Genomic DNA, 25022 nt, shown 5'->3' with positions numbered 1-25022 from the left:
TAAAGGCAGACGCCAAGATATAATGCTAGGCTTGTCACGGCTATACACGTGGCGGAGGAGTCTACACCTTGTGCGGACATGACGGCATTCACAGAGGGCACGAGGTGTTTCATACAGGTCCTCGTGTACGTGTTGAGAAGATATCCCCTAGCGTCTATTTGATCCGTGTAGATGACGAGAGGATAAGATTCTTCGAGGCCCTCTGGGAGATACCGGAAGGCGTAACCTACAACGCCTACATCGTTACCGGGCCAGAGCGCATAGTGCTCATTGATACCGTGAAGAAGGGGTTCGAGGGCATCTTCCTCTCCGCGCTGCGCCGCATAGTAGACCCCAGAGATATCGACGCCATAGTAGTTCAGCATGCTGAACCCGACCACAGTGGTGCACTCCCAAGGGTTCTAGGCCATGCGAGCCGTGCCACGGTCTACGCGCATCCCCTGGCTAAGGGTATGCTTGAGGGCCTCTACGGGCTCCGCATCGAGAGGTTCAAACCGGTAAAGGACGGCCTAGAGCTAAGCCTCGGTGGCGACACAAAGCTGGTCTTCATTCAGACGGCGTGGCTCCATTGGCCCGAGACTATGATGAGCCTACTGGAGCCCGAGCAGATCCTCTTCACGGGGGATGCGTTTGGTGCCTACTCAGTGCCCGGCGTACTAGTGGATAGTGGGAACCCAGAAGTCTTCAAATACTACATCTATTTCATGAGGAAATACTTTGCAACAATCATTGGTGCATATAGGAGCTGGGTGACAAAGGCACTGGATAAGCTTGCAGGACTAGAGCCCAAGATGTTGGCACCCCTGCACGGTATGGTTATAGAGAAGCATGTACAGGAAGCTATAGAGCTCTACAAGGGCTGGGCCCAGGGACGGCTTGATCGAAGCCGGGCGGTGGTAGTCTATTCAAGTATGTACGGTGCTGTGGAGGAGGCTATGGAGCGTATAGCTGGTATGCTGGAGGCACGGGGTCTAGAAGTGTCGGTCTATAGGTTCACAGACGCTGAGAGGGCTAGTATAGCAGACGTGATAGGCGAGGCTCTCGACGCGGGATATCTGGTAGTTGGCGCCGCCACCTACGAGGCCCACGTATTCCCGCTGATGGATTATGTGCTGGGCTTGCTCTGCAGTAAGGCCTCAGCGGGGCAACGTGTCCTCGTTGTGTCGTCCTACGCGTGGGGAGGAGTAGCAGCACGTAAGATAGCCGAGAAGCTCGGTGGCTGCGGCTTCAACGTAGCCGCGACTGTCGAGGCTAAGGGCCGTCTACCCGACCATGCCCTAGAGGAGGCGGTAGAGAAGCTGCTATCAACGGGCCCGGAGCAGTAGCCCGGCGGCCCAGGGGACGGGGAGCAGCGGCTATGGCGCTGCAGGGGCTGCTAGAGGCGCTGGAGAGGCTCGGCTGGCTCCGCGACCCAAGCGTCCCTGTGCTAGGCTGCCGGGGCTCCGGCAAAGTGTGCTGGCGGGTCCGGGGAGACTACTGGCTAGCAGGCCGCTACGAGCGCCGCCTCCTAGACACACTGGCTAGACTAGCCTTCGGTGCTGACCCGGGGCTCCGGGATAAGCTAGTCGTATTCCACCGAGTACCAGCGCCGAGCGGCGAGTACGCAGCCGAGGTCTTCGCGGAAGCCCTCCGGCTAGGCGTGGTCGAGTATAGCCGGCGGGGATGGGTGCTCCACCCAAGCGGGGCCCTAGCCAGCCTAGCAGCAAGCCTAGGCGCCGGGGTCGTGGAGGCCCGCGGCCCCGGGCCCAGGCTAAAGGGGAAGAAGATCCGACTCAGCCCGGAGAGCTGCCTGGGCCGCCGCTGGGTCATAGTCGGTTCGCGAGGCTGGGTCGGGCCAGCCCGCGTAGTCGAAGCAGACGGGGAGGAGTGCACAGTCAAGGTCAAGGACATGGCGCCCCAGGGGCTCAAGCCCCTCCCGCCAGCCGAGCTAGACGCAGCAGTGGAGCGCAACGCGGAGATAGTGGGCGGCCTTGCCTCCGAGGCCCGGGAGTTCATCCGCCGCGCCTACGCCCGGGTACAGGCGAGCCAAGGCCGGGTCTACGTCGCCTTCAGCGGCGGCGCGGACTCCACGGCTGTGCTCAGCCTGGCCCGGGAGGCCCTTGGCCCGGAGAGGATCGTGGCAGTCTACGCCGACACCGGTATGGAGTACCCCGAGGCTAGGAGGCACGCCGAGCGGATAGCCTCAATACTAGGCGTGGACCTCGAGGTAGTAGAGCCCGACGTGGACCCCCTAGAGGAGGTCGCGAAGCGCGGGCTCATGACCCGGGACGACCGCTGGTGCACCCGGCTACTCAAGCTCCAACCTCTCCGCCGCTTCTACAGCCGCGTCGGCGCAAAGCTCGTCCTCGACGGAGCCCGGCGCTGGGAGAGCACAAACCGGGCCCGGACGCCGAGGCTCGGCCAGAACCCCCTCATACCCGGCGTGGCACGGGCGCTGCCGATACACCACTGGCCCCGGCTAGTAGTCCAGCTATACCTCGCTGAGCGCGGGATCCCCCTCAGCCAGTTATACCACTACGGTCTCACGAGGATAGGCTGCATAGCCTGCCCGGCAATGCACCTCTACGAGATACACATCGCGTACCACTTGCACCCCTGGTGGTACAGAAAGCTGGCGAAGGCGGTAGCCGAGCACCAGGGCATAGACGAGGCTGAGGCCCTCCGCCTAATCCTAGCCGGTGGATGGAGGCGGGAAGGCGAACCCCAAACATGGCTCCAGCAGTGAAACTCTGATCCTGCACTAGCGCTCGGCCGTGCAGTTAAATAGTAAGAAACATGGTACAGCGGTGAAGTAATACCCTCTTGTGAGCCAGCTTGGTTTCGTAAAGGCCTGCCAACGTGTAGCCCGCGGAGCTTCATGATAGTTCATTTTATGTAGTGGGCAAGACTAGCATTATTATGTCCCCCACATCTCTCCCTGTGTAAGTTATCGGAGGTGGCGCCGGTGAGGATGTGGGCCCTTCTCCTACTAGTTCTAGCAGCCCTCTCGGCGGTGTCCCCCCTCACAGCGGCCGCATCGTCCCCTGAGACCGGGGCAAAGATAATCGTAGGCCCTACCCCGATACCGGAGGGTGAGGCTAACGGCGAGCATGATATTACGCTTATGAACCAATATCTTGCAGTCACATTCGGTATAAGCACTAGCCCGCCGTGGGGCGTGCCCCGCGGCTTCATTGTCGATGCTGCCCCGGTAGAGAATGGTGAGATCCTCCAGGACACCCTGGCCCAGTTCAGCTTCCTAGCTAACGGGTGGGGCCGCTGGCCCAAGATAGACTTAGAGAGCATAGAGTATGGCAGCAACGAGACGGGGGTCTGGCTCCGGGAGGTCGGGTACTGGGAGACCCTAAAGGTGGAGATAACATTCTACCTGCCGTCCGACAAGCCCTACCTGGTAATCACGGCGGAGGTGACCAACACTGGCGACAAGGCGTTAGAGAACCTTGTACAAGGCTTTGCTATGAGTCTTGAGAGAGGCTGGACCTTTAGCCCAGGATTCGGCACGGGTAAACACTACAAGCCGACGCCCCTAGCAGAGCTAGGCATACCCGAGGACGCTAAGTGGGTTGTAGGCTACCATAAGGACTACACAATTGGCCTCATAGCGCCGTACTACACACACCTCTCGACCAGCACCTCATGGGTAGACCCGCTCACCATAGCCACTATACAGCCGGGCGAGACCAGAGTCTATACGGCTAAGCTAGTATTCCTGCCCGAGCCCAACTCATGTGCCGTCGCCGCAGAGGCTGCTGGCGAGACTGGCACTGTTGCGGGCACAGTAGCTGCTGGCGGCGAGCCAGTAGCACCCGCGTACATAGTCGCTTTCCTCTCGACGGGGAAGCCGTTCTGCTGGGGCTATAGCGAGAAGCCCGAGTACACCATTGCACTGCCATCCGGCAGCTACGCGCTCCAGGCCTGGGCAGAGGGCTACGGGCCCAGCAGCAAGCACTCAGTCACAGTAGAGGTGGGCGCTGAGGCCCGTGTAGACTTCACCGACCTAAAGCCCAGCGGCAAACTGATACTCCACATACGCGACGCAGACACAGGCAGACCCCTAGATGCTGCGGTCCTCCCCGAGGGCGGCGAGAAACCGCCACTAATGTTCCTGGGCAGCCGCATCTTCTACACGCTCCCTGAGAAGCAGGGAGAGGCGATAGTAGAGCTGGCGCCCGGCGTCTACAACATCACTGTGAACCATGCTGGGGGCTTCCTAGCCAAGCCGGTCGTGCTCACAAACGTCGAGGTGAAGCCAGGCGAGACAATCGAGAAGACCGTGGAGGTAAAAATCCTCGTAGATCCCAACCAGTACGGCTACTACTGTGCCGACCTCCACCACCACAGCGACATAGCTGACGGCAGAACCCCGCCGCCCTACCTGGTCGTAGCTCAGAGCGCAGCAGGCCTAGACTTCGCCTTCGTCAGCGACCATGACAGTGTAGCTAACCAGGCTGAGATAGCCAAGTGGGCAGAGACCCGGGGCATGCCATTCATACCAAGTATAGAAGTATCGCCGGGATGGGGTCACTTCAACCCCTACCCCGTCACCAGGACGATCAACAAGGATACCCCGGAGAGCCTCATAGAGGACGCCTGGGAAGCAGGGGCACTAGTAATCCGCGTAAACCACCCGTTCCGGGGAGGATACTGGGAGAGCTGGCTTGACGACAAACTCCCAGGAATTTATAATCCATTCTACACTAACGTCGAGATAAACGGCAGGTGGGATAAGACTGACAACCAGACAGTAACACTCCTATGGAAGATGTGGAGTAACAACATCCGCTACTACCTCACAGCTGGAAGCGACACCCACGACATATGGAGCGGCTTCACAACCGGCAGTCCACGCGTATGCGCTTACCTAGGAAGGACAGCTACAGTTGAAGCATTCGCTATGGCCGAGAGGCACGGACACACATTCATAACCTACGGGCCCATGGTGTTCATGTACCCGCTACCGGGTAGCACGATAGCACCCGAGGACGGGAAGATAGTACTAGAACTAGATCTATGGGCGGTCAACGGCCTCAAGAAGCTCGTGGTAGTAGCCAACGGTAAGCCAGTCAAACAGATCCAGTTCAACGGAGAGCAGCACAGAGAACTAGCACTAGAGCTACCAGCAGAAGAGGTGCTAGCAACACCAGGCCAGCCCTGGGTACAGGTAATAGTCTACGACACGGCAGGAAAGCTAGCAATGACAAACCCAGTCTGGATTGACACCACCGTAAAGAGCCTAGCTATGCCCGAGACAGTAGAGACAACAACAGTCACAGTGACAACAACACTAGTAAAGACAGACACTGTAACCCATACAGCCACCGTGACACAGCCAGTCACGAAGACAGCAACAACCACTGTAACAACGACAGAGACGTCGACAATAACCAGCGAGAAGATAGTCGAGAAGAAGGTAACAGTTGGTGGAGGCGCGGCGACAGCAGCGCCAGCCCTCATACTCGGCGTGGTAATTGGTGCCGCGATAGCCTACCTTATGGTGAGAAGAGCCTCCTAACCCACCTTTTTAGGCAGACCCTAAACAATAATCAATCCCACTTTATGCATCTATACGTACTCTACTAGTAACTTTGATGCCCGTGGATACTACTCTCCTCTTCCCTAAGCCGGCACATTTGATGTTGAAAGGCCTTCTATAGCTCAAGATCTATTTCCTTGTAATTCTTTCTCAAGGTTGTGATGGTGGGCGGGAAACTGGTATAGTGGTTCGGCACTTAGCCTTGGCATGGCTGTGGCTGTGTAGGGGCGTGGACAGTTTAAGGAGTGGTCGTTTTGTTCCCCTCTGTAGCTTCCTTGCAGTCGTCTCTTGGGGTGTTGCGGTGTGGCTAGCTGTGAGGAGTTCTGCAGAGAGCTAAAGGGAATCGTTGTCGTCGAGGAGCCTGCAAGGGGGCTGGGTATACGCGTAGCCTACAGTCTCGCGTGGGGTAAACCGGTCAGCGAGCTTGACCCTGGGCCGCTACGGGCCGAGGAGGAGCGGCTTCTTGAGGAGCTCAAGAGCCGCTATAGCCTTGAGACCCTAAGGAACGATCCGGTGGTCCGGGCGTACCGTGACTTCTACTGGAGGATAGGCATAGACCCGACGAAGACCCGGCCTAGCAGCGAGGCTCTGGTGAGGAGGGCGCTGCGGGGCCGCTGGCCGAGGATAAACCCGGTTGTGGACGCGGGCAACATAGCGTCGGCCCGGTACATGGTGCCTATAGGCCTCTACGATGCTGGGCAGTTCCAGCCACCCGCTAGGATAACCCTAGCCCAGGGCGGAGAGGAGTTCCACCCCATAGGTGGGGACCCGGAGCGGCTCGAGAAGGGCACGCCGATAATGATCGACTCGCGGGACGTCGTGATGCACCTCTACCCGCACCGCGATAGCAGGGAGACGATGATACGCCCCGAGACCAGATGCATCCTCATACTAGCAGCTGGGGTGCCCGGGGTGGAGCAGACGAGGCTGGAGGCGGCGGTCCGGGAGGTGCAGAGGCTCCTAGGTCTCCTAGGCTGGCAGAGCTGCAGCGAGCTAGAGCACGCCTAGCCCTTCTTCACGGGGCTTGTGTGTCCAGTAGGGCTACGGGGCTGGCGGAGGGATGCTGCTACTCGCTGCCGCGCTGGCCGCCGGAGTAGTCCTTGGACTCCTCTTGGCCCGGCGGGGGCTCTACCGTAGACTAGGCCGCGCTGTGGACGGGGCGCTCTTCTTGATGGTCTACGGGATAGTCTTCACAGTTGGCGTAGAAGCGGGGAGCAGCCTGAGAGGGAGCAGCCGCGAGATGCTAGCAAGTATAGCCTTCTCGAGCATAGCCTATGCTGCCGTGACAGCGGCTGCTAGTCTCGCGGCTGCTGTCCTCGTCCTCCGGCTCACTCGTAGGGATAGACGCTAGGCCCCGCGTGGTTCCTCCGGGCAGTCCGCCCCGAGCCTCCGGGCCAGCTCCAGCCGGTCCCTCGTTAGGGGCGCGTTAACGTCGACCACCAGGCTGTCCTCGAGGGCCACGGCCCAATGCGGGACACCTGGGGGTATTACCTCGTAGTCGCCGGGGCTCAGCACCCTCTCCCCACGGCCCTCTATCCCGAGCAGGAGCCTCCCGGCGAGACAGAACGTCGCTTGCACCGAGCCATGGCTGTGCTTGGGTACGCGGGCGCCACGCTGAATCCGGGACTCCATGACGACAAGGTCTCTGCTACAGTAAGTTATCCTGGAGCAGACGCCCTCCAAGACCTCCCTGCAGTCCAAGATGGCTACACCAGTCGGAGGCCACAACTAGCCCATACTCTAAACTGTTAGCCCGCGCAGCAGGCTAGAGTGGTAGACCCGCCTCTTTATTCGGCCCTTGCCGGGCCCCTTGGGCAAGGGGTGCCTAGAGCGGTGAAGCCCAGCGCCTTACTGCAGCCCCTCTCGACACTGCTGGTTCTCCTGGCCGGCATACTCCTCGGCCACATGGGCTACACACCGCCGCCTGGAGTCGTCGACACGCTCCTCATAGTCCTCGTATTCGCAGCGGGTGTAGCTATAGGCGGACAGCTGCCTGCGCAGCGGCTCCGCCTCCGCCAGGCGGGGCTCCAGGGCCTCTTCCTCGCTGCATCTACTACAGCCTCTAGCGCGGCGGCTGCAGCAGTACTAGCGGCTATAACTGGCACTATGCCTCCGAAGGTGGCTGCTGCTCTGGGCGCAGCGGCGGGCTGGTATAGCCTCGCAGGCCCGGCCATAGCCCGGGTAGACCCCGTCTACGGTGTAGTAGCGTTCCTCTCCAACCTGCTCAGGGAGAGCCTCCACATAGCCCTATACCCGGTGTTCGCCCGCCGCGGTCTACGGCTAGAAGCCATAGCGGTAGGTGGAGCAACCACCATGGATACCGGGCTCCCAGTGGTGGCTCTCCACGGCGGAGCGTACGAGGCGACAGTAGCCCTAACGCATGGCTTGGTGGTAACACTAGTAGCACCAGGGGTTATCGCGCTACTCCTAGCCTCCTAGGCTCTAGCCATGCCTGTAACCGGCCAGACCACAAACTGAGACGGCTAGATGGTGTAGCCGGGAGCGGGTATCACAGGTACGGGTGTGGCTCAACGTGGTAAGCCTATAGAAGGGTATCCCTTCCAGCCTCTCACAGCCCGGTGAGGCTAGAGTGGAGACTAGAACACTCCTCGCAGCAGTAGCAATCCTCGTAATCATAGCGGGTGTCGCAGCTTTCACCCTAATGCGTGGCGGCGAGCAAGCTGCACCCGTGGCTGAGAAGACCGCTACTACGCCGGAGACAACAGCAACACCAGCAAAGGAGGCCACAGCAACTACCACAACTGCGCCGGCCGGGCAGAAGCTTGAGCGCAACAAGATCTGTGTCGTCTACGACGTTGGTGGCCGTGGCGACCTAAGCTTCAACGACATGGCCTACCTCGGCGCGAGCAAGGCCTCCAAGGACTTCGGCCTAGAGGTCGTGGAGGTTCAGAGCACTAGCGAGAGCGACTACCTCCCCAACCTACGCACCCTAGCCAAGGACGGCAAGTGTGCCGTAATAGTGGCGGTAGGTTTCACTGATGACTGACGCGGTTAAGCAGGTGGCCGACGAGTACCCTGACCAGCTCTTCGCCATAATAGACGGCTACATACCCGACAAGCCTAACGTGCTAAGCGTGCTCTTCAAGGAGCACGAGGGCAGCGCACTAGCTGGCGCCCTAGCCGGCATGGTGGCCCACTACTACGGCTGCAAAGCAGTAGGCGTAGTCCTGGGTATGGAGATACCGGTACTCTACAAGTTCGAGGCAGGCTACTACTGGGGCATACGCTACGGTGAGAAGATATTCGAGCAGCACGAGGGTAAGAAGGTCGAGCCCCTAAGGATACTATACACCTACACTGGTGCCTTCAACGACCCGGCCCGCGGTAAGACTGCGACTGAAGCCCAGCTAGGCCAGGGCGCCTGCGTAGTCTACAACGTGGCCGGCGCCACCGGCCTAGGCATCTTCGAGGCAGTAGCAGAGGCTGCTAAGAAGCAGGGCCGCGACATGGGCCCGCCATTCGCCATAGGCGTTGACGCGGACCAGGACTGGATTAAGCCAGGCTTCATACTAGCCAGCATGATGAAGCGCGTAGACGTAGGCGTCTACAAGGCCGTTGAGAGGGCCCTAGCCTACTACGAGGGCAAGATAGACAAGTACGGCGGCATAATGGAGCTAGGCCTCAAGGAGGGCGGCGTAGGCCTAAGCAAGCTAGAGGACCTAGAGACCTTCCTAGAGATAGCAGTCGAGGCCGGCAGCATCAAGCCTGAGCAGAAGCAGGAGATATACGAGAAGGTCAAGGCGATGAGGGAGCAGATACCAGACTGGATCTGGGAGGAGGCCTACAAGCTAGGCGAGATCCTCAAGGAGAACAAGGACATAGAGGTCATGGGCCTAAAGTTTAGCGACATAGAGAAGATGATACCAATGGATGCCAACGAGATACAGCAGATACGCGAACAACTCAAGGCAGGCTAATAACCCTCTAAGCCTCCGAAGCCCTACTCTACAGCATTTTTCACGCTCTCCCCATACCCCTCTTCCAGCCTTACCCTTCTAGGGCTCTCGCATCCTGTAGACGCTTAGCCTCGTTCTGCATGGCCCGGTAGTACCCCTGAGGGGCTTCATGGAAGCAGCCCCAGAGCAGTGTATACCACCGGAAACGGTGGGTCGGAAAGCATGTGGATGGAAAGCATATACTGTGATAGACCGGGCATATAGTAGTCTGGGAGGTGTCCTCTTCTGCTCCGCCTAGCACACCTAGCCCTGCTTCTAGCTAGCATACTAGCGGCTCTCCACGCTCTCCAGGCGCTAGAGAACCACGGCTACCATATAGTCTTCCCGAGACCGGGCCAGGGGCTAGAGGTAATAGTTGATACTCCGAGCGGGGCACCTCACGATGGAATAAGGCTTGTCCTACGGGCTCCGGGTGCATGCAGGCTATGGGTCTACCGTCTACCCCAGCAGCTGTGTCCTTGCTGTGGGGCAGCGGGGGATGTCAAGTGTCCCTGCGCGACGATATTGGTAGTAGCAGCTGCTGCTCTACCTGCTAGCGGGAGCTGTAGCGGCGCAGAAGCAACGGTAAACATACCGTGGAGCCTACTGCCCAATAGCACTTGTTGTCTGAGGATACGCGTAATACAACTACAATGCCGGGGTCTATAGGGCGCCGGTACAGGTACGGGTAAAGCAGGAGGCTGGTACCAACCCCGTTAACATACTCTGCCTCTACAAACCCAGCGTTCCTCAGCATTAGGGAGCTTGCGTCGGTTGAGGTCAAGTGGGTGCGTTATACAAGCAACCTGCTAGGACTATGCCTCATCCTAAACCACGGAGGCCCCATAGGCGTCTACATAGACCCGCTCGACCAGCCACCTATAGGCACCGAGGCTCCCTACGGGCTAGCTCCTGCAGCAACTACCACCCTGTTGCCAAATGGCACGCTAGTCGTAGACTACCACATACTATCCCTCCAGGGCTACTTCGTGACGCAAGCACTGATTATAAGGCCTTATAGGGGTACAGTCTGGCTCCCACCTGTTACAGCAGACAAAGTGCTTGTACGGATCAACGTGAATGGCGTGCCCGTGGCTAAAGCATGGGCCGAGAAGGGAGATCCTTGGGGCAGCTGTACAGTTGTCCCTGAGGAGCTGGTAGCCGTGCTTGAGGCCCTGAAAGAGGCTCTAGAGGAGAACACTACGACTAGTGGCATACAAGAGCCCTAAGCATTGGTTCTACCTCGTACTCTGGGCATAGAGGGGTCTGTGGTGCTACCGGGCTACTGGTCTTTGGTTCTTCCGAGGGGCTCGGTGTTGTTTTAGGGGTGTCTCGTGGCCGGGGCTGCTGGGGGGCTGGGCTGGTCTCTTGCCCGGTGGCAGTCCCGTTGTCGAGATGCGGGGTATAGTTAAGGTCTATCCTGATGGTACTGTGGCTCTCCGTGGCGTTGACCTCCGGCTTGAGCCGGGGGAGATTCACGGGCTTCTCGGCGAGAATGGTGCTGGGAAGACTACGCTGATGAAGATCCTGGCGGGATTCCTCCGCCCGACTCGTGGCGAGATAATCCTGCGTGGGCGGCGCGTCAGGTTCCGCTCTGCCGCTGACGCATTGCGTCATGGTATAGGGATGGTTCACCAGCATCTATCGCTTGTCCCCGTGTTTACAGCCTATGAGAACATTGTCCTCGGCCTAGGTGGCCGGGAGCTACGGGGCGCCCGGGAGAGGATCGAGAAGCTGATGCGGGAGACCGGGCTGGAGGTTCCCCTGGACGATGTGGTTGAGGAGCTGCCTTTTGGTGTAAGGCAGAGGATCGAGATTCTCCGTATGCTGTTCCGCGAGGTAGACGTGCTTATCCTGGACGAGCCTACGACTAACCTTACCCCGATTGAGACCAAGGAGCTGTTCCGCGCGCTCCGCCGGCTCCGGGACAGCGGGAAGACAATAGTCTTTATCACGCACAAGCTCCGCGAGGTAATGGAGATCGCTGACCGGATCACCGTGATGCGTCGGGGCAGGGTGGTTGGTAGTCTCACCCGCGAGGAGGTCGAGCCCAGGAAGCTCGCGCGGATGATGGTAGGCCGCGAGGTAGTGTTCCGGATAGAGAAGCCTCCGGCGAAGCCTGGCGAGCCGGTGCTCCGGGTGGAGGATCTCTGGGTTAGGGGCGAGCATGGCCGCTGGGCGGTACGTGGTGTGAGCTTCGAGGTGCGCCGTGGTGAGATCTTCGGCATCGCTGGGGTGGAGGGGAACGGCCAGGCGGAGCTAGTCGAGGCGATAACGGGGCTGCGCCCGGCTGAACGCGGCCGCGTATACCTCGCGGACCGGGACGTGACGAACCTGCCTCCCTCGGAGCTCTACAGGCTGGGCCTCGCGCATATACCGGAGGACCGGCGTAAGACCGGCCTCGTCCTAGACATGAGTGTCGCCGAGAACAGTATTCTGGGCATCCACCGGTGGAGCCGGTTCCTCCGCCGCCTCGGCCTCGTAGACTGGAGTAGCGTTGCAAGCCATGCTGAGAGGATCGTCGAAGAGTATGAGGTGGTAGCGCCGAGCCTCCGGAGCCCGGCGAGGCACCTCAGCGGCGGCAATCAGCAAAAGCTGCTCGTAGGCCGCGAGCTCTCGAAGGACCCGCTGGTGGTGGTTGCTGCCCAGCCCACGAGGGGCCTCGACGTCGCAGCTACCGAGTATATTCGCCGGCTTCTCGTCAAGCTACGTAACGAGGGCCGGGCTGTTCTACTAGTCTCTGCTGACACTGACGAGGTCATGCAGCTCAGTGACAGGGTAGCGGTTATGTACGAGGGTAGATTCGTTGCAGTCGCGAAGCCCGAGGAGCTGACCGAGGAGCGGCTAGGCCTCCTAATGGGTGGCGCTGCCGAGACAACCCATGCATAAGATGGATACGCAGCGGGGTGGATTAGGTAATGCATGTTCCCAGCTGGGTCCGGGATGCACTGCTCAAGCTGGGTGAGACCGCTATAGCGCTTGCAGCGGGTATACTCGTCGGCGCAGCTATCATGTGGCTTAGCGGCTACAATCCCTGGGAGGCGTACCGCTACCTCCTCGAGTCCAGCATCCTGGACACCTACTCGCTCACTATGACGCTTAGCTTCGCAGCTCCTGTAATGCTCACCGGCATCACCTTCGCGGTCGGCGTCCGGGCAGGCCTATTCAACATAGGCGCCGAAGGCCAGCTCTACATGGGCGCTCTAGGCGCCGTCCTAGTGGCCTATGCTGCGCGTAGCGGCCTAGGCTTCCTAGACAGCCCCCTGGGCACAGTGGCAGCTTTGCTGGCGGGTGTAGCTCTGGCCTCCCTCTGGGGGCTAGCTGCTGCACTACTGAAGGTACGGCGGGGAGTCCACGAGGTAGTATCCACGATAATGTTGAACTGGATAGCCTTCTGGCTAACCGAGTACATGAGGGTCTACGTGGTCTATGACCCCCACGACCCGTCTAAGACTGTCTCGGTGCCGCCGGGCGCCCGCCTCCCGCTGCTCGCCAGGGGCACTGAGCTCTCGGCGAGCCTGCTCATATCCCTGGGCTTCACGTTGTTCACCTATGTGCTGCTATGGCACATGGTCCACGGCTATGAGTTGCGTGCAGCAGGGCTCAACCCCCGCGCAGCCCGTTACGGCGGGATAAGTGTAGAGCGGATGATGGTGCTCGCCTTCCTCGTCGGCGCCGTGGCTGCTGGCCTCGCGGGCGCCGGGGAGGTGCTGGGGAGGCCGCCACACTACGCGATAACCACGGGGCTGAGCAACCTAGCCGGCCTAGGCTTCGACGGGATAACCGTGGCTCTCATCGGCGCGAACCACCCGCTCGGGATAATAGGCGCCTCGGTCCTGGTGGGTGCGCTGAAGGCCGGGGCCAAGGGCATGCAGATCTATGCCCACGTCCCGCTCGAGATGGTTCGTATAGTCGAGGGTGTGATAATCATAGCCCTGGCTGTGCCGGGTACACTGCGCCTAATCCTTGAGTATAGGCGTAGGAGGCTCGAGCTAGCTCGCGTGGAGAAGGCGGGGAGTACCATGGAGGGGGCTGGGAGCCGTGCCTGAGGCCAGCGTAGTCCTGGACTTCACCCTGGGAGTACTCTACGCTATGACGCCTATACTCTTGACTGCTGTGGGCGAGATAGTAGCAGAGAGGGCCGGCATAGTCAACATAGGGCTTGAGGGTATCATAATGCTCGGCGCGCTAGCCGGCGCGATGGCGGGCGAGGCTGCTGGGAGCCCCTGGGTCGGTCTCGCAGCTGGCATACTGGTTGGCGCCGCGCTGGGCCTGTTACACGCTGTGCTGACGGTCTACCTCAAGGGCGACCATATTATCCCAGGTGTGGGTGTCAACACGCTCGCCTACGGCCTAGTCCCCTACATGATTATCGTCTACTGGCATAGCGCTGGCCAACACCAGGTGCCCGAGTATGCCCGCGTCCCCCACGTGGCCGGTATAAGCCCCGTCACCATAGCAGCGATAGCTATAGCCATAGCGACTTGGTATGTACTATTCCGTACCAGCCTCGGCCTTAAGCTGCGTGCTGTGGGCGAGAACCCGGAGGCAGCTGACACAGTGGGTGTGAGGGTCGAGAGGCTCCAGACAGCCGCAGTAGTCTACGGTGGTATGCTCGCCGGGCTCGCGGGCGCCTTCATGAGCATTGACTGGCTCAGCACAGTGACCAAGGAGATAGCCGCGGGCCGTGGCTTCATCTCGCTAGCCCTCGTCGTGTTCAGCAACTGGAACCCTCTACTAGCCCTCGGCGGCGCCGCGCTATTCGGGTTCTTCGATACGTTCCGCGAGTGGGTAAAGGTGCTCCCAGGTGTCAAGGGCGTGGTGCCAGACACGCTGCTGAACACGATACCCTACATAGTCACCCTAGCCGCGGTCGCCGGCGTACTCCACCGCGTAAGGCCGCCGAGCCACGTAGGCGTGCCTTATCGCCGCGAGTAGCCCCATCCCCCTTCTTTGGTCTTTGGATCCCCTCTCCTCCTGCTTCTCCACCGGGCTAGCAGCGGGCCCCAGGCCGCGGCGCTGCCGCGGGCAACGTAGACCCAGGCACGAATCTCCCTCCCGCCATGCTCCACGGGGAGCAGCCTCCTCTCGTACAAGGGGCCCTCGTACCGGTCTAGGCCAGGAAGGAGCCAATAGGGCACCGTGTAGAGCTCGCCCTCCACAGCACAGTCCGCCTCGGGGCGGCACGGTAGGGCGGCTGGATAGCCCTCCAGCACAGCCAGCGTGTAGCCCCGGAGCAGCGCTGAGCCCTGGAACCGGGCCCCCTTCATCAGCTCGTGGGCGCTGCCACGGCGGCGGAGCGAGCCGTATACGAATAGAAGTTCTATCACCCTCCTTCTCCCCCTACACGGGGAGCCTCTAGTGGCGAGACCCAGGGTTATCAGGGTAGACCCCGAGCAGCCAGACCCCCGGGCGATAGAGGAGGCAGCCCGCGCCGTAAGAGGAGGCGGGCTAGTAGTCTACCCTACCGATACTGTCTACGGGCTCGGCGCCGACCCCCTTAGCCGCGAGGCCGTGCTACGGGTCTACCGGGCCAAGGAGAGGCCTCTCGGCCGGCCGCTACCCGTCCTAGTCTCGGGCTCCGAGGCCGCAGAGAGGCTCGCCAGGGTCACACCGGAGGCCAGGAGGCTCATGGACAGGTTCTGGCCCGGAGCCCTTACCATAGTCCTGGAGGCCCGGCCCCAGCTGCCAGAGGAGCTCCACGGCGGCACCGGGAAAGTCGGGGTACGGATGCCCGCGCACCCCGTGGCGCTGGAGCTGATACGCGCCTCCGGCGGCGCACTCGTCGGCACGAGCGCTAACCTCCACGGCCGCCCCAGCCCGAGGACCGCGGAGGAGGCCCTGGAACAGCTCGGCGATCGTGTCGATATAGTTCTCGACGCTGGTCCAGCACCCGGTGGCACACCCTCCACAGTAGTAGACCTCACGACCCGGCCGCCCAGGATACTGCGGAGGGGGCCGATAACCCGGGAGGAGGTCGAGAAAGTGCTAGGCGTAGAGGTAGAGGGCTAGCCCGGCGGCGTGCAGAGCCCGAGGACAACCGTGCTCAGCATTAGCATGCCCAAGCCGAGGGCTAGGGGAAGCGCTACGAGGGGGAGCCCGGGATCCTCCTTGGCGAAAGCGTAGAGCACCCCCGTGACGGCAAACCCGATGGCCGATACTACCGTTATTATCACCAGTAGCTCGGTCTTAGAGCCCACTTTGTCAGGCCGCCAGTCCCCGGAGTAGTGTACCGGGACCACGTCGGGGAGCAGCGGATAGAGCATCACAGCAGCCAGCGTGAAGAAGGCGAAGACCCCGAGGGCGGCGGCCGCCAATCTCCGGCTCCGGGGCTCCAGCACCGGCCTCCCGCGGGGCCCCTCGCCGTTCCTCCCCTCCAGCTCCCTGAGCGCCTTTGGGGCGTCGCCGCCCAGCACTATCCTCTCGCCGTCCTCTGTGACCACTAGTAGCAGGTTGTCGAGCCTCTCGCTATAGAGCCTCACCTTGCCGAGATCGCTGTCCCTGAAGAGCCCAGAGTAGTAGCAGCCGGGTACTGCTGTGCCGGCGAGCCTGAGCACCGGCCGGGCGCGGTCTAGGAGCCGGGCCTCTTTCACGCTGCCCAATGGGACGCGGAGCACCCCGCAGCGGCCCAGGCGTGCGACCAGGTAGCCGTCCTCGATGCTTGTGTTCACCCGGCAGAGCCGCGGCAGCAGCACTAGCGCGGTGAAGAGCCCGAAGCCCAGGGCGAGCCAGCTACCGGCTATCAGTACTGCCCCGGGTGGGCACCATGCCGGGAGCCCTACCACGTAGGCGATCACGGAGAAGACAATGATGCCCGGGAGCAGTAGGGCAATGAGTCCAGCGGCGCAACTAGACATAACACTGCGGCACCCGTGTATAAGGAGGGGGCCTCGGCGGCGCCCAAAAAGCTCACAGCCCTCCCCAGGGGGCTCGTCCCCCGCAAGGTGGACGGCTCCTCACAGGCCCTCGGATACAGAGTGTCGAACCCCCTTCATAAGATGGCTGTAGGCGCGAAGAGTACAGACTTTAGAGTCTGAGACTCCAGAGTCTGTACTCTAGGGTCTGGTACCAGTGGCGCTGTTTGTTGACCGTAGGCGGGAGCTGGGCTGGCTCGAGGAGCACTGGAGAAGCGGCCGTGCCGAGCTACTGCTGGTCTATGGGCGCCGCCGGGTTGGGAAGACCCGGCTTGTATGGGAGTGGATGAAGGGGCGTCGGGTCTTCTACTTCGTGGCGGAGGAGGTGCCAGAGCAGAGGCTCCTAGAGAAGCTTAGCCTGGAGCTAGCAGAGTTCACGGGGGACGAGCTACTCGAGGAGAGGCCGTTTACCAGCTGGAGGCAAGTGCTCCTCTACCTGGCCCGTCTCGCCGAGAAGGAGAGAATAGGGTTTGTCATCGATGAGTTCCAGTACGCGGCCGCGGCTAGCCCTGGGCTCCTCTCTACGCTACAAGCCGTCTGGGATACCAGGCTATCGGGGACGAGGGTGTTTATCCTTCTTATGGGTAGTCTCGTCTCCTTCAGTGAGGGCGTGCTTTCGCAGCGTAGCCCCCTCTACGGCCGGCTGACTGGTGTGATGAGGCTCCAGCCTCTCGGCCCCCTGGAGGCTAGGTGCTTCACCCCGGGCTGGAGCCCAGGCGACTCTCTCCGCCTCTACGGCGTAGTAGGCGGCGTCCCCGGCTACCTAGCCGAGGTAGACCCCAGCGAGAATCTCTGGGAGAACGTCGAGAGACTCATGCTGAGGCCCAACGCCCGGTTCCTCGACGAGGCCAGGTACTTGCTCCGGGAGGAGCTACGCGAGGTGACCCGGTACTACGCGGTACTAGAAGCCATAGCGGGCGGCGCGACGAGCTATGGCGAGATAGCCTCGCGGAGTGGCGTCCCCGCGGAGAGCCTCTCCAAGTACCTCCGAGTCCTAGAGGAGATGGGCCTAGTGGAGCGCGTCGCTCCCATACTTGGGAGGGGTAGGGCCCGCTACCGGGTCGCAGACCGGTTCCTGGCTTTCTGGTTCCGCTACATACCCCGCCACCGCTCTGCAATAGAGCTAGGCCTCTCTAAGAAGGTCGTAGAAGCTGTCCGGAGGGACTTCGAGGCCAACGTGATGCCCGGCGTGTGGGAGGAAACCCTAGCAGCGATAGTCGGGCGGATGGCGCAGAACGGCGAGCTAGGGGTAACCCCGACCCGCATGGGCCCCTGGTGGCACCGTGGCATGGAGATAGACCTGGTAGCACTAGACGAGACCCTAGAGCCGCCACGGCTACTCGTAGCCGAGGCAAAGTGGGCAGCCCTAACAGCCGTGGAGGCACGCCGCGAACTAGACAAGCTGCGGGCGAAAGCCCAGCATCTACCGGTCAAGCCCTCTGAGACCATCTACCTGCTAGCAGTACGCGAGCTTGAAGGAGAGCCAGCAACACTACCAGACGAGCACATAATCACCCTGGAGGACTACGAGCGGCTGAGCAGAGAGGCATGCAGCCCAGGCTAACAACATAGACAGACAATGCATAGCAGTGTAGCTTAAGGAGCGACAGCTACCCGGCCTCCAGGCACTCTATGGCGTGTTTCCTCCAGGCTCCTCGTGGGCTTGCAAGGGTTGCAGACGACACTTGATTGCCTCTAGGATCCTTGTTGTGGCTGGCCAAACGCTAGAGTGTATGGAGCAGCGGGCATGACTGCTGGTATTGTACCCGGTGCCGGGGATATAAGCATAGACGTGCTCTAGCCTAGCTTTCTGTGGCCGGGGTGGTGCTGGTACGGCCAGCGGCTCCACGGGTAAGAAGAAGAGCATGAGGATAACTACTGAGGAGCAGAGACGGGCAGCGATGAAGCTACGTGTGCTCGGTATGCACTGTGCGAACTGCGCGGTAACTATCGAGAAGGCTCTGCGTAGAGTGAATGGTGTCAGTGGGGTCTCAGTAAACTTCGCTACAGGAGAAGCTGTAGTTGAGTTCGATCCTTCAACCACGAGTCTTAAGGACATAGTTAGGGTTGTACGCGAGGTCGGCTACGACGTTTACCGTGAAGAAGCAGTGTTTATAATTGAGAACCTAAGCACCCCTAGCGACGAGCTCACCATAGAGAACAAGCTGTCGAAGATACCAGGGGTTGTCGAGGTCAAGGCTCTCCACACAGCTAAGAAGGTGATAGTAACCTATAACCCGCTGACACTTACTGTGGACGAGATTAGGAAGCACCTGGAGTCAATGGGTTACCGTGTAGTCGAGGTTGGAGCCGAGGAGTCTGATCTCGAGGGTATTGAACAGCGGATAGCAGAGCGCGAGGTTGCTGAGCTGAGGCGCCTTGTACTCCTCAGCCTCCCGCCCTCGATCATCCTAGCTCTACTCATGTATCTAGCAAAGCCCCTACTAGGGCTCCCCAAGCAGGTAGTAGACCTTGCGGGCTTCCTCATAGCTACATTCGTGCTAGTAGTCGGGGGACGTAGATTCTTCGTCGGCGCTGTCAGGTCTCTGAGGAACCTGTCGGCTGGTATGGATACCCTTGTAGCCCTCGGCAGCGGCGCCGCCTATGTCCTCAGCGTAGCCGCTATGTTTGGCCTCATAGAGTCCGAGACATACTTCGAGGCACCAGCCTTCATAGTCTCCTTCATACTGCTGGGCAGGTACATTGAGGCAAAGATGAAGCTGCGTACTGGTGAGGCGGTCCGGAAGCTGCTCGAGCTGCAGCCCCCAGTAGCGAGGCTGGTAAAAGATGGAGCCGAGGAGGAGGTGCCGCTAAGCCGTGTCCGGGTCGGAGACCTGGTCGCCGTGAAGTCTGGTGAGCGGATACCGGTCGATGGCATTGTCGAGGAGGGCCATGGATACGTCGACGAGTCAATGGTGACTGGTGAGCCTATACCAGTGGAGAAGAAGCCAGGCGACCCCGTGATAGCCGGGACCATGCTAACGACCGGCTACCTACGTGTCCGCGTAACGCGCGTAGGCAAGGACACGGTGCTCGCCCAGATAGTCAGGCTTGTAAGGCATGCCCAGGCAGGTAAGCCTCCGATACAGCGCCTCGTCGACAGAGTTGCCGGCGTATTCGCGTGGCTCGTCATGGGGATTGCAGCTGCGGTGTTCATCTACTGGTATTTCGTGGCGGGTCTGCCGCTTGGAAAGGCGCTCGTCTTCCTCGCCTCTGTGCTGCTCATCGCCTGCCCCTGCGCTCTAGGTCTAGCCTCGCCCCTAGCAGTAGTCGCGGGGCTCGGCCAGGCTGCGAGATGGGGCGTGGTGATAAGGAACGTTGAGTCCATAGAGAAGGCGGTAAAGCTGACAATGGTAGTCTTTGATAAGACTGGTACCCTCACCATCGGCCGTCCAGAGGTCATAGAGATTGTGACCTACGGCTTCCCGAGGGACGAGCTGCTAGCTCTAGCCGCGGCGGCCGAGAAGAGGAGTGAACACCCGATAGCTAGGTCCATCGTGGAGGCAGCCAGGAAGGCTGGAGTAGAGCCACCGGAGCCAGAGAGCTTCACAGCGATCCCCGGCCAGGGCGTCGTGGCGGTGGTCTCCGGTGGGACTGTAGCGGTGGGCAACGAGAAGCTGATGAAGGGCTTCGAGGTGGACCTTGCGCAGGCGGAGGAGGACGTGAGGAGGCTCCGGGAGCTAGGCGCGACGATAGTATACGTCGCGGTGGACGGTAAGCTAGCCGGCGTCGTAGCGGTCGCCGATAGGCCTAGACCCCATGCACGCGAGGTCATCGAGACTCTGCATCGCATGGGGCTGCGCGTGGCCATGCTGACCGGCGATAACCGTGTGACAGCATGGGCTGTGGCGAGGCAGCTGGGCATAGACCACGTCATAGCCGAGGCAAGCCCGGAAGACAAGGCGGAGATGATACGCGGGCTTCAGCGCCGCAGCGAGGTCGTAGCAATGGTGGGCGACGGGATCAACGACGCAGCGAGCCTCGCACAGGCCGACGTAGGCATAGCCATGGGACGAGGCACCGATATAGCCAAGGAGGCTGGCGACATAATCCTCGTGCGCGACGACCTACGCGGAGTAGTAACAGCCATAAAGGCTGCCAGGGGCATCTACAGGCTCATCCGGCTAAACCTCCTCTGGGCCTTCCTCTACAACGCGACCCTAATCCCGGTCGCAGCAGGCGCGCTCTACCCCTCGCACGGGCTCATGCTACGGCCAGAGGCGGCAGCTGCAGCCATGGCGTTGAGCTCCATATCCGTGACCCTCAACACGCTACTCCTAAGCAGACGCCTAATACAGTAGCCAACACGCCCAGCAGACGTCTAGCCCAGAACCCCTCGAGCTCGAGACAGCATACCAGCTTAGCATTACGGACTGGCTACACCCCGGGTAGCAGCCGACCAGCACCAGAAAACACCGGAACGGCCAAGTAGATGTAAACCCGGGAGGGAGGAGGCGTGGCAGGCCACGAGGCGGTAGACCCTGTCTGCGGGATGAAAGTAGACCCGGAGAAGACGCCCTACAGGACGGTCTACAAGGGCCGGATATACTACTTCTGCAGCCCGATGTGCAAGAAGGAGTTCGAAAAGAACCCAGACTACTACCTAGAGCACGGTCCACAAGGCATGCCAGGCCACAGCTAGGAGAAAAGCGCCAGCTAAGACCCCAGGGCGGACGGGGCTAGAACTTCACGTATCTTTCCCGGGGGGCGCCGCATATGGGGCACCGGTCTGGGGGCTCTGGGCCGACGTAGGTGTGGCCACAGACGGGGCACACCCAGATGTTGCCGTCGATGGCGAGGTCTTCGCCCCGGTCTACGGCCTCCTTGGCTCTGCGGAAGAGCTGGGCGTGCGTCTTCTCGGCCTCTAGGGCCCAGCGGAAGCTGAGCGCAGCCTGTTTCTCCCCCTGCTGCTCGGCTACCGCGATGTAGGCTGGGTACATCTCTTCTACCTCGAACTCCTCGCCTCTGATCGCCATCTCTAGGTTCTTCGAGGTTGGGCCCGGGCCGAACGGCGCGCCGGCGACAACCTTGGCGTCCAGGTCTAGGCCGCGGAGCTTCTCGAAGTGGTTCCGGGCGTGCACCTGCTCCGCGAACGCCACCGCCCGGAAGAGCCTCGCGACGTTCCCGAAGCCCTCCTTCTCGGCTATCTCGGCGAAGAGGAGGTACCTCATATGGGCCATAGACTCGCCGCCGAACGCGGACAGGAGCGCATCCAGGGTCATGGGCCGGGGAGCAGCCATGATACACCACCTGTGGCGTACAGAGTATGGATGCAGGCACTAGGTATATGTATGGCATGGGCTCCGGATTAAAACAGTCGCCCCGCCTAGAGCCCGGGGGCACCATACCCAGCCCGTAGAGGAGCCCCCGGGGGCGTCCGGGGGGTCTCCTTGTCCTGCCTCGTGCTACGTCTGGCCGTGTATACGGCACCACTGATATTAACTTGTGTAAACATCGTTTTGTTCGCGGTGAAACACGGGAATGCAGGAGCACCAGATACCACCCATAACCGTAGAAGCCGAGACAACACCCGAGACACCCACAGCCACGATCCACACCGGCAACGGCGCGGTCATAGAGGCCTCGGAGCCCCCAGAGTATGGGGGAGAAGCGGGCAAGCCCACACCCCTGGAGCTATTCCTAGCAGGCTTAGCCTCATGCGAAGCGTTCATGTTCAGGATGATAGCTAGCCGGCTAGGCATAAACAAGCCCTACAAGGTCCGGATAAAGGTCAACGGCAGGTTCCGGCTAGGCCACGGCCTCCAGCAGCTCGAGATACGGGTACACGTAGCCGGGCTAGACCGGGACACCGCGGAGAAGCTATACAGGCTAGTCCGGAACAGCTGCCCAGTATACGCGAGCATAAAGAGGATCAACCCGGAGATAAAAGAAGAGCTAGTAGTCGAAGACTAGCCCCAGGGGCCCTCATCCTTCTCCCCGGATAGCTCAGCTAACACACTAGGCCAGGCAACACCATATGGCGCCTCTCACCACATAGTTATGGTTGTTATCTCCAGTAAGCCTGCTATACTACATCCTACCCCTAAGGAGGATTCCATGTAGGGGTATAGCAGAGTATGGCTAACTATGTCGTCCTACGCCGAACTAGGGTATTACTTCTAGCCACGGTACCCGTTTGAAGTCCTCGTCGAAGGTCAGTATTCTCCCGATACCGTAGCGTCTACATGTAAGGGCTATCAGTGCATCACCTGGGAGAAGCTTGTACCTCACATGGTTTCGTGTAGCTCGTCAAGAGCAGCTATGTCGGGTAGCACTTCTACACCATAATCTCTGATAATGCCGCGTAGCTGCTCCAGCTCCCTCTTCACGAAGCCAAGCCCATAGCGCTTTATAGCCTCTCTTACCCCATGTACTCCTCGTACCCCATACTGCCTCGTAGCCTTTACACGTATCAGGACGTAGGAGACCCCTCTAAGGTGCGTAGACTAGTGTATACCCTATCCTCCCGGCTCAGTACATCCTCTACTATATCGGATCTAGGCCTAACATCATGGAGGAGGTATACCAGGGCATTAGCATCCACATAGATCAAAGAGTTTCTGCCTCCTCCAGCGCCTCCTCCAACAATTCCTCGTCAACAGGACCCAGGACACCCTTATACTTCCTCAATACACGACGTCTCTCCTCAACACTAATCACTCTTATTATCACTTCCTCACCCTCATCTAGCCCGAGATCCTCCAAAGGCCTTAGTACGCCCTTCTCGTACCGGGCACGAACTATCCTAGCCACAGCCGCAGCCCTCCAGCTCTAACAACAATCCTCGTAGCCTTAAATAGCGTGGCAGCAGCGGTAGCGGTACAGCAGCCAGGGGATACAGAAACGAACCAACCACCAGGACCCAGCACTAGTCCAGGGGCTGCCATGACTGCCCCTGCAGCTACGAGGGGGTAGAGGGTGTGTCGTGCCCTACGGCCCGCCGCCCAGGATCCCCCGGGTATCGCCTAGTATCCATGGCTGTCTAGGACTTGCTGCATAGCCTCTAGCCCCTTGCCTAGTTTAACGCTGTAGCCTAGCCTGGCGAGTACCCTCTCGAGCACGGCTATCGTGGCGGCTATGTCGTTTACCGTGGTTTCGCCCATGTGTCCTATCCTGAATATCCTGCCCTTCAGCTCGCCGAGGCCCCCGGCTAGCTCTACGCCCCTCCTCCGGGCCTCCGTGTAGAGCCTTGGCCACTCTATGCCCCGGGGCAAGTAGACGGCTGTGACTGTGCGGGCCCGGAAGGGCTTCTCGGCGACCAGCTGGAGCCCCAGTGCCTCGACAGCGGCCTGCACAGCCTCAGCCATGACGCGGTGGCGGCGGTAGCGCTCCCCGAGCCCCTCCCCCTCTATCATCCGCTTGAGCGACCTGTTGAGGCCGTATACTAGGTTGACTGCTGGTGTGAGGTAGTAGTTCCGGGTAGACTCCATCTCCGCGAGGAGCTTCTCCACGTTGAAGAAGAGTGTCGAGGTGTCCCTACGGGGCTCGAACCCCTCGCGGAAGGCCACTATGGCTAGGCCTGGCGGAGTGGAGAGCGCTTTCTGCGAGCCCGTGAAGCACACGTCTACGCCCCACTCGTCCATCCTCATCTCCATACCGCCTATCGAGGCCACCCCGTCCACCACAACCCGGGCGCCGTGCCTCCTAGCCACCCTAGCTAGCTCGGCCACCGGGTTAGCGACAGAAGTAGAGGTATCCACGTGCTGGAACAACACAGCGGAATAGCTGGCCCCGGACAGGTACTCCTCCAGCATAGACGCCGTAAACCCCTTGCCGGGCTCCACCCGGGCCACGTCGACCCGCGCCCCAACGCTCCGGGCCGCCTCGGCGAGATAGTCCCCGAACACACCCGCACGGAGCACGAGCACACGGTCCCCAGGGCCGACGACACTCCGCACCGCCAGCTCCATCGCGGCAGTACCACTCCCCGGGAACAGTATGACACGGCCCCCGGTGCCGAACACCCTCCCCAGCAGCCCCAGTGTCTCACGGTGCAGCTCGTCAAACTCCGGCGACACATGGTTCATCGTCGGCCGGGCCATCTCCAACAGGACGTCGGGATCCACAACCGTCGGACCCGGCGTCATTAGGAGGAAGCGCGCCACACCAGCACACCACCCCCGAACCAGTAGAACCCGCGATAAAAACCTACACACGCCCCCCCCCCCCTACAGAGGGACCACCACCCAGAGCACCCCCGGCAGCACGCCAGAGCCACAGAAGAGAGGTAACCCCGGAGAGAACCACCAACACGGGCACAGAGAGCAGCAACCAGGCCAGGCCACAGACACCCTACCAGGGGTCCCTAGCCCCGCCCCTCCCCCTTCTCCTCCATCTCCTCCCTCCTCTCCCCCGACGGCCTAACCACCAGGTATATGAGCAGCACCAACAGCCCGCCAAACACCACACCAACCGCCCACGCCAACGGCGCCAAGCTACCCCGCGGATACCTCCCCGACGCATCACTGTAAACGAAGAACGCCACAAGCAAGCCCAGAAAGAGCCACACTAAGCCCCCAAAACCCCAGAACAAGCCCATAAACGGGAACACCCACGGAGACCAGGGGTACATATGGCCCCAGGAGCCACCCCAGTAGCCAGCCTCACCACCCCACCACC

At 60.7% G+C, this 25022-nt stretch carries 23 protein-coding genes and 1 pseudogene; 16 read left to right on the top strand and 8 right to left on the bottom strand.

What is annotated here, in order from left to right:
* Window positions 1-68 precede the first annotated feature (68 nt).
* The 5 genes from Pyrde_RS04545 (at window position 69) to Pyrde_RS04525 (ending at window position 6884) form a co-directional block, all read left to right on the top strand.
* The gene (locus Pyrde_RS04545; RefSeq protein WP_082419474.1) at window positions 69-1325 is read left to right on the top strand and encodes an FprA family A-type flavoprotein; all 1257 of its coding nucleotides are present in this window, start codon (window positions 69-71) and stop codon (window positions 1323-1325) included.
* A gap of 32 nt (window positions 1326-1357) precedes the next feature.
* Window positions 1358-2725, top strand: a complete 1368-nt coding sequence (locus Pyrde_RS04540) for a phosphoadenosine phosphosulfate reductase domain-containing protein (RefSeq protein WP_055408594.1) — start codon at window positions 1358-1360, stop codon at window positions 2723-2725.
* A gap of 225 nt (window positions 2726-2950) precedes the next feature.
* Window positions 2951-5512, top strand: a complete 2562-nt coding sequence (locus Pyrde_RS04535; protein ID WP_231656827.1) for a CehA/McbA family metallohydrolase — start codon at window positions 2951-2953, stop codon at window positions 5510-5512.
* A gap of 324 nt (window positions 5513-5836) precedes the next feature.
* Window positions 5837-6541: a B3/B4 domain-containing protein gene (locus Pyrde_RS04530; RefSeq protein WP_088171701.1), complete on the top strand. Its 705-nt coding sequence runs from the start codon at window positions 5837-5839 to the stop codon at window positions 6539-6541.
* Window positions 6542-6593: 52 nt separating this feature from the next.
* Entirely contained in the window at window positions 6594-6884 is a 291-nt protein-coding gene (locus Pyrde_RS04525) for a hypothetical protein (RefSeq protein WP_055408590.1), read from the top strand.
* Here the strand turns inward: Pyrde_RS04525 and Pyrde_RS04520 are convergent.
* Entirely contained in the window at window positions 6881-7234 is a 354-nt protein-coding gene (locus tag Pyrde_RS04520) for a cupin domain-containing protein (protein ID WP_055408588.1), read from the bottom strand. The two genes, Pyrde_RS04525 and Pyrde_RS04520, sit on opposite strands and share 4 nt — an antisense overlap.
* A gap of 132 nt (window positions 7235-7366) precedes the next feature.
* Here Pyrde_RS04520 and Pyrde_RS04515 point away from each other — a divergent pair, with 132 nt between their 5' ends.
* The 6 genes and pseudogenes from Pyrde_RS04515 (at window position 7367) to Pyrde_RS04490 (ending at window position 14427) form a co-directional block, all read left to right on the top strand.
* Window positions 7367-7972 carry a LysO family transporter gene (locus tag Pyrde_RS04515; RefSeq protein WP_055408587.1) on the top strand — a complete coding sequence of 202 codons (606 nt, stop codon included), beginning with the start codon at window positions 7367-7369 and terminating at the stop codon, window positions 7970-7972.
* 151 nt (window positions 7973-8123) lie between these two features.
* Window positions 8124-9471, top strand: a pseudogene (locus Pyrde_RS04510) (BMP family lipoprotein).
* A gap of 806 nt (window positions 9472-10277) precedes the next feature.
* Window positions 10278-10718, top strand: coding sequence for a hypothetical protein (locus Pyrde_RS04505; protein ID WP_055408585.1), 441 nt, complete (start codon window positions 10278-10280; stop codon window positions 10716-10718).
* 166 nt (window positions 10719-10884) lie between these two features.
* Complete coding sequence (locus Pyrde_RS04500; protein ID WP_055410727.1) at window positions 10885-12378, top strand: ABC transporter ATP-binding protein; 1494 nt, start codon at window positions 10885-10887, stop codon at window positions 12376-12378.
* Between the two features lie 29 nt (window positions 12379-12407).
* On the top strand, window positions 12408-13538 hold the full coding sequence (locus Pyrde_RS04495; RefSeq protein WP_055408583.1) for an ABC transporter permease: 1131 nt from the start codon (window positions 12408-12410) through the stop codon (window positions 13536-13538).
* Window positions 13531-14427 (top strand): ABC transporter permease, encoded by an 897-nt coding sequence (locus Pyrde_RS04490; RefSeq protein ID WP_231656800.1) that lies wholly within the window; start codon window positions 13531-13533, stop codon window positions 14425-14427. Before Pyrde_RS04495 ends, Pyrde_RS04490 begins: the two co-directional genes overlap by 8 nt.
* Here Pyrde_RS04490 and Pyrde_RS04485 read toward each other — a convergent pair.
* Entirely contained in the window at window positions 14412-14819 is a 408-nt protein-coding gene (locus Pyrde_RS04485; RefSeq protein WP_055408581.1) for a gamma-glutamylcyclotransferase family protein, read from the bottom strand. The two genes, Pyrde_RS04490 and Pyrde_RS04485, sit on opposite strands and share 16 nt — an antisense overlap.
* A 31-nt stretch (window positions 14820-14850) precedes the next feature.
* Here Pyrde_RS04485 and Pyrde_RS04480 point away from each other — a divergent pair, with 31 nt between their 5' ends.
* Window positions 14851-15501, top strand: coding sequence for an L-threonylcarbamoyladenylate synthase (locus Pyrde_RS04480; RefSeq protein WP_180385422.1), 651 nt, complete (start codon window positions 14851-14853; stop codon window positions 15499-15501).
* Here Pyrde_RS04480 and Pyrde_RS04475 read toward each other — a convergent pair.
* Window positions 15498-16346 (bottom strand): PH domain-containing protein, encoded by an 849-nt coding sequence (locus tag Pyrde_RS04475; protein ID WP_055408579.1) that lies wholly within the window; start codon window positions 16344-16346, stop codon window positions 15498-15500. The two genes, Pyrde_RS04480 and Pyrde_RS04475, sit on opposite strands and share 4 nt — an antisense overlap.
* Window positions 16347-16560: 214 nt before the next feature.
* On the opposite strand from Pyrde_RS04475, the gene Pyrde_RS04470 reads away from it, so the two are divergent.
* The 3 genes from Pyrde_RS04470 to Pyrde_RS04460 all read left to right on the top strand — a co-directional run bounded on the left by Pyrde_RS04470 (window position 16561) and on the right by Pyrde_RS04460 (window position 21045).
* On the top strand, window positions 16561-17967 hold the full coding sequence (locus tag Pyrde_RS04470) for an ATP-binding protein (protein WP_055408577.1): 1407 nt from the start codon (window positions 16561-16563) through the stop codon (window positions 17965-17967).
* A 301-nt stretch (window positions 17968-18268) separates the two neighbouring features.
* Window positions 18269-20704: a heavy metal translocating P-type ATPase gene (locus Pyrde_RS04465; RefSeq protein ID WP_055408575.1), complete on the top strand. Its 2436-nt coding sequence runs from the start codon at window positions 18269-18271 to the stop codon at window positions 20702-20704.
* A 155-nt stretch (window positions 20705-20859) separates the two neighbouring features.
* Window positions 20860-21045 (top strand): YHS domain-containing protein, encoded by a 186-nt coding sequence (locus tag Pyrde_RS04460; RefSeq protein WP_055408573.1) that lies wholly within the window; start codon window positions 20860-20862, stop codon window positions 21043-21045.
* Between the two features lie 37 nt (window positions 21046-21082).
* On the opposite strand, the gene Pyrde_RS04455 is transcribed toward Pyrde_RS04460, so the two are convergent.
* A complete protein-coding gene (locus Pyrde_RS04455) occupies window positions 21083-21643 on the bottom strand; it encodes a rubrerythrin family protein (protein ID WP_055408571.1) in 561 nt (186 codons plus the stop codon).
* A gap of 241 nt (window positions 21644-21884) precedes the next feature.
* Between Pyrde_RS04455 and Pyrde_RS04450 the strand changes: the two genes are divergently transcribed.
* Complete coding sequence (locus Pyrde_RS04450; protein WP_055408569.1) at window positions 21885-22316, top strand: OsmC family protein; 432 nt, start codon at window positions 21885-21887, stop codon at window positions 22314-22316.
* Between the two features lie 192 nt (window positions 22317-22508).
* On the opposite strand, the gene Pyrde_RS10420 is transcribed toward Pyrde_RS04450, so the two are convergent.
* From Pyrde_RS10420 to Pyrde_RS10630, 4 genes are all read right to left on the bottom strand, one after another.
* A complete protein-coding gene (locus Pyrde_RS10420) occupies window positions 22509-22634 on the bottom strand; it encodes a PIN domain-containing protein (RefSeq protein ID WP_082419471.1) in 126 nt (41 codons plus the stop codon).
* Window positions 22635-22952: 318 nt separating this feature from the next.
* Entirely contained in the window at window positions 22953-23156 is a 204-nt protein-coding gene (locus Pyrde_RS04445) for an antitoxin family protein (protein ID WP_055408567.1), read from the bottom strand.
* Window positions 23157-23368: 212 nt separating this feature from the next.
* Window positions 23369-24508, bottom strand: coding sequence for a pyridoxal-phosphate-dependent aminotransferase family protein (locus tag Pyrde_RS04440; protein ID WP_055408564.1), 1140 nt, complete (start codon window positions 24506-24508; stop codon window positions 23369-23371).
* A 200-nt stretch (window positions 24509-24708) separates the two neighbouring features.
* The gene (locus Pyrde_RS10630; protein WP_143522026.1) at window positions 24709-24942 is read right to left on the bottom strand and encodes a hypothetical protein; all 234 of its coding nucleotides are present in this window, start codon (window positions 24940-24942) and stop codon (window positions 24709-24711) included.
* Between the last annotated feature and the right edge of the window lie 80 nt (window positions 24943-25022).

This window comes from Pyrodictium delaneyi, from assembly GCF_001412615.1.
Taxonomy (GTDB): domain Archaea; phylum Thermoproteota; class Thermoprotei_A; order Sulfolobales; family Pyrodictiaceae; genus Pyrodictium; species Pyrodictium delaneyi.
The sequence above is the reverse complement of the archived record's forward strand: the minus strand, read 5'-3'. Positions and strand labels throughout refer to the sequence as shown.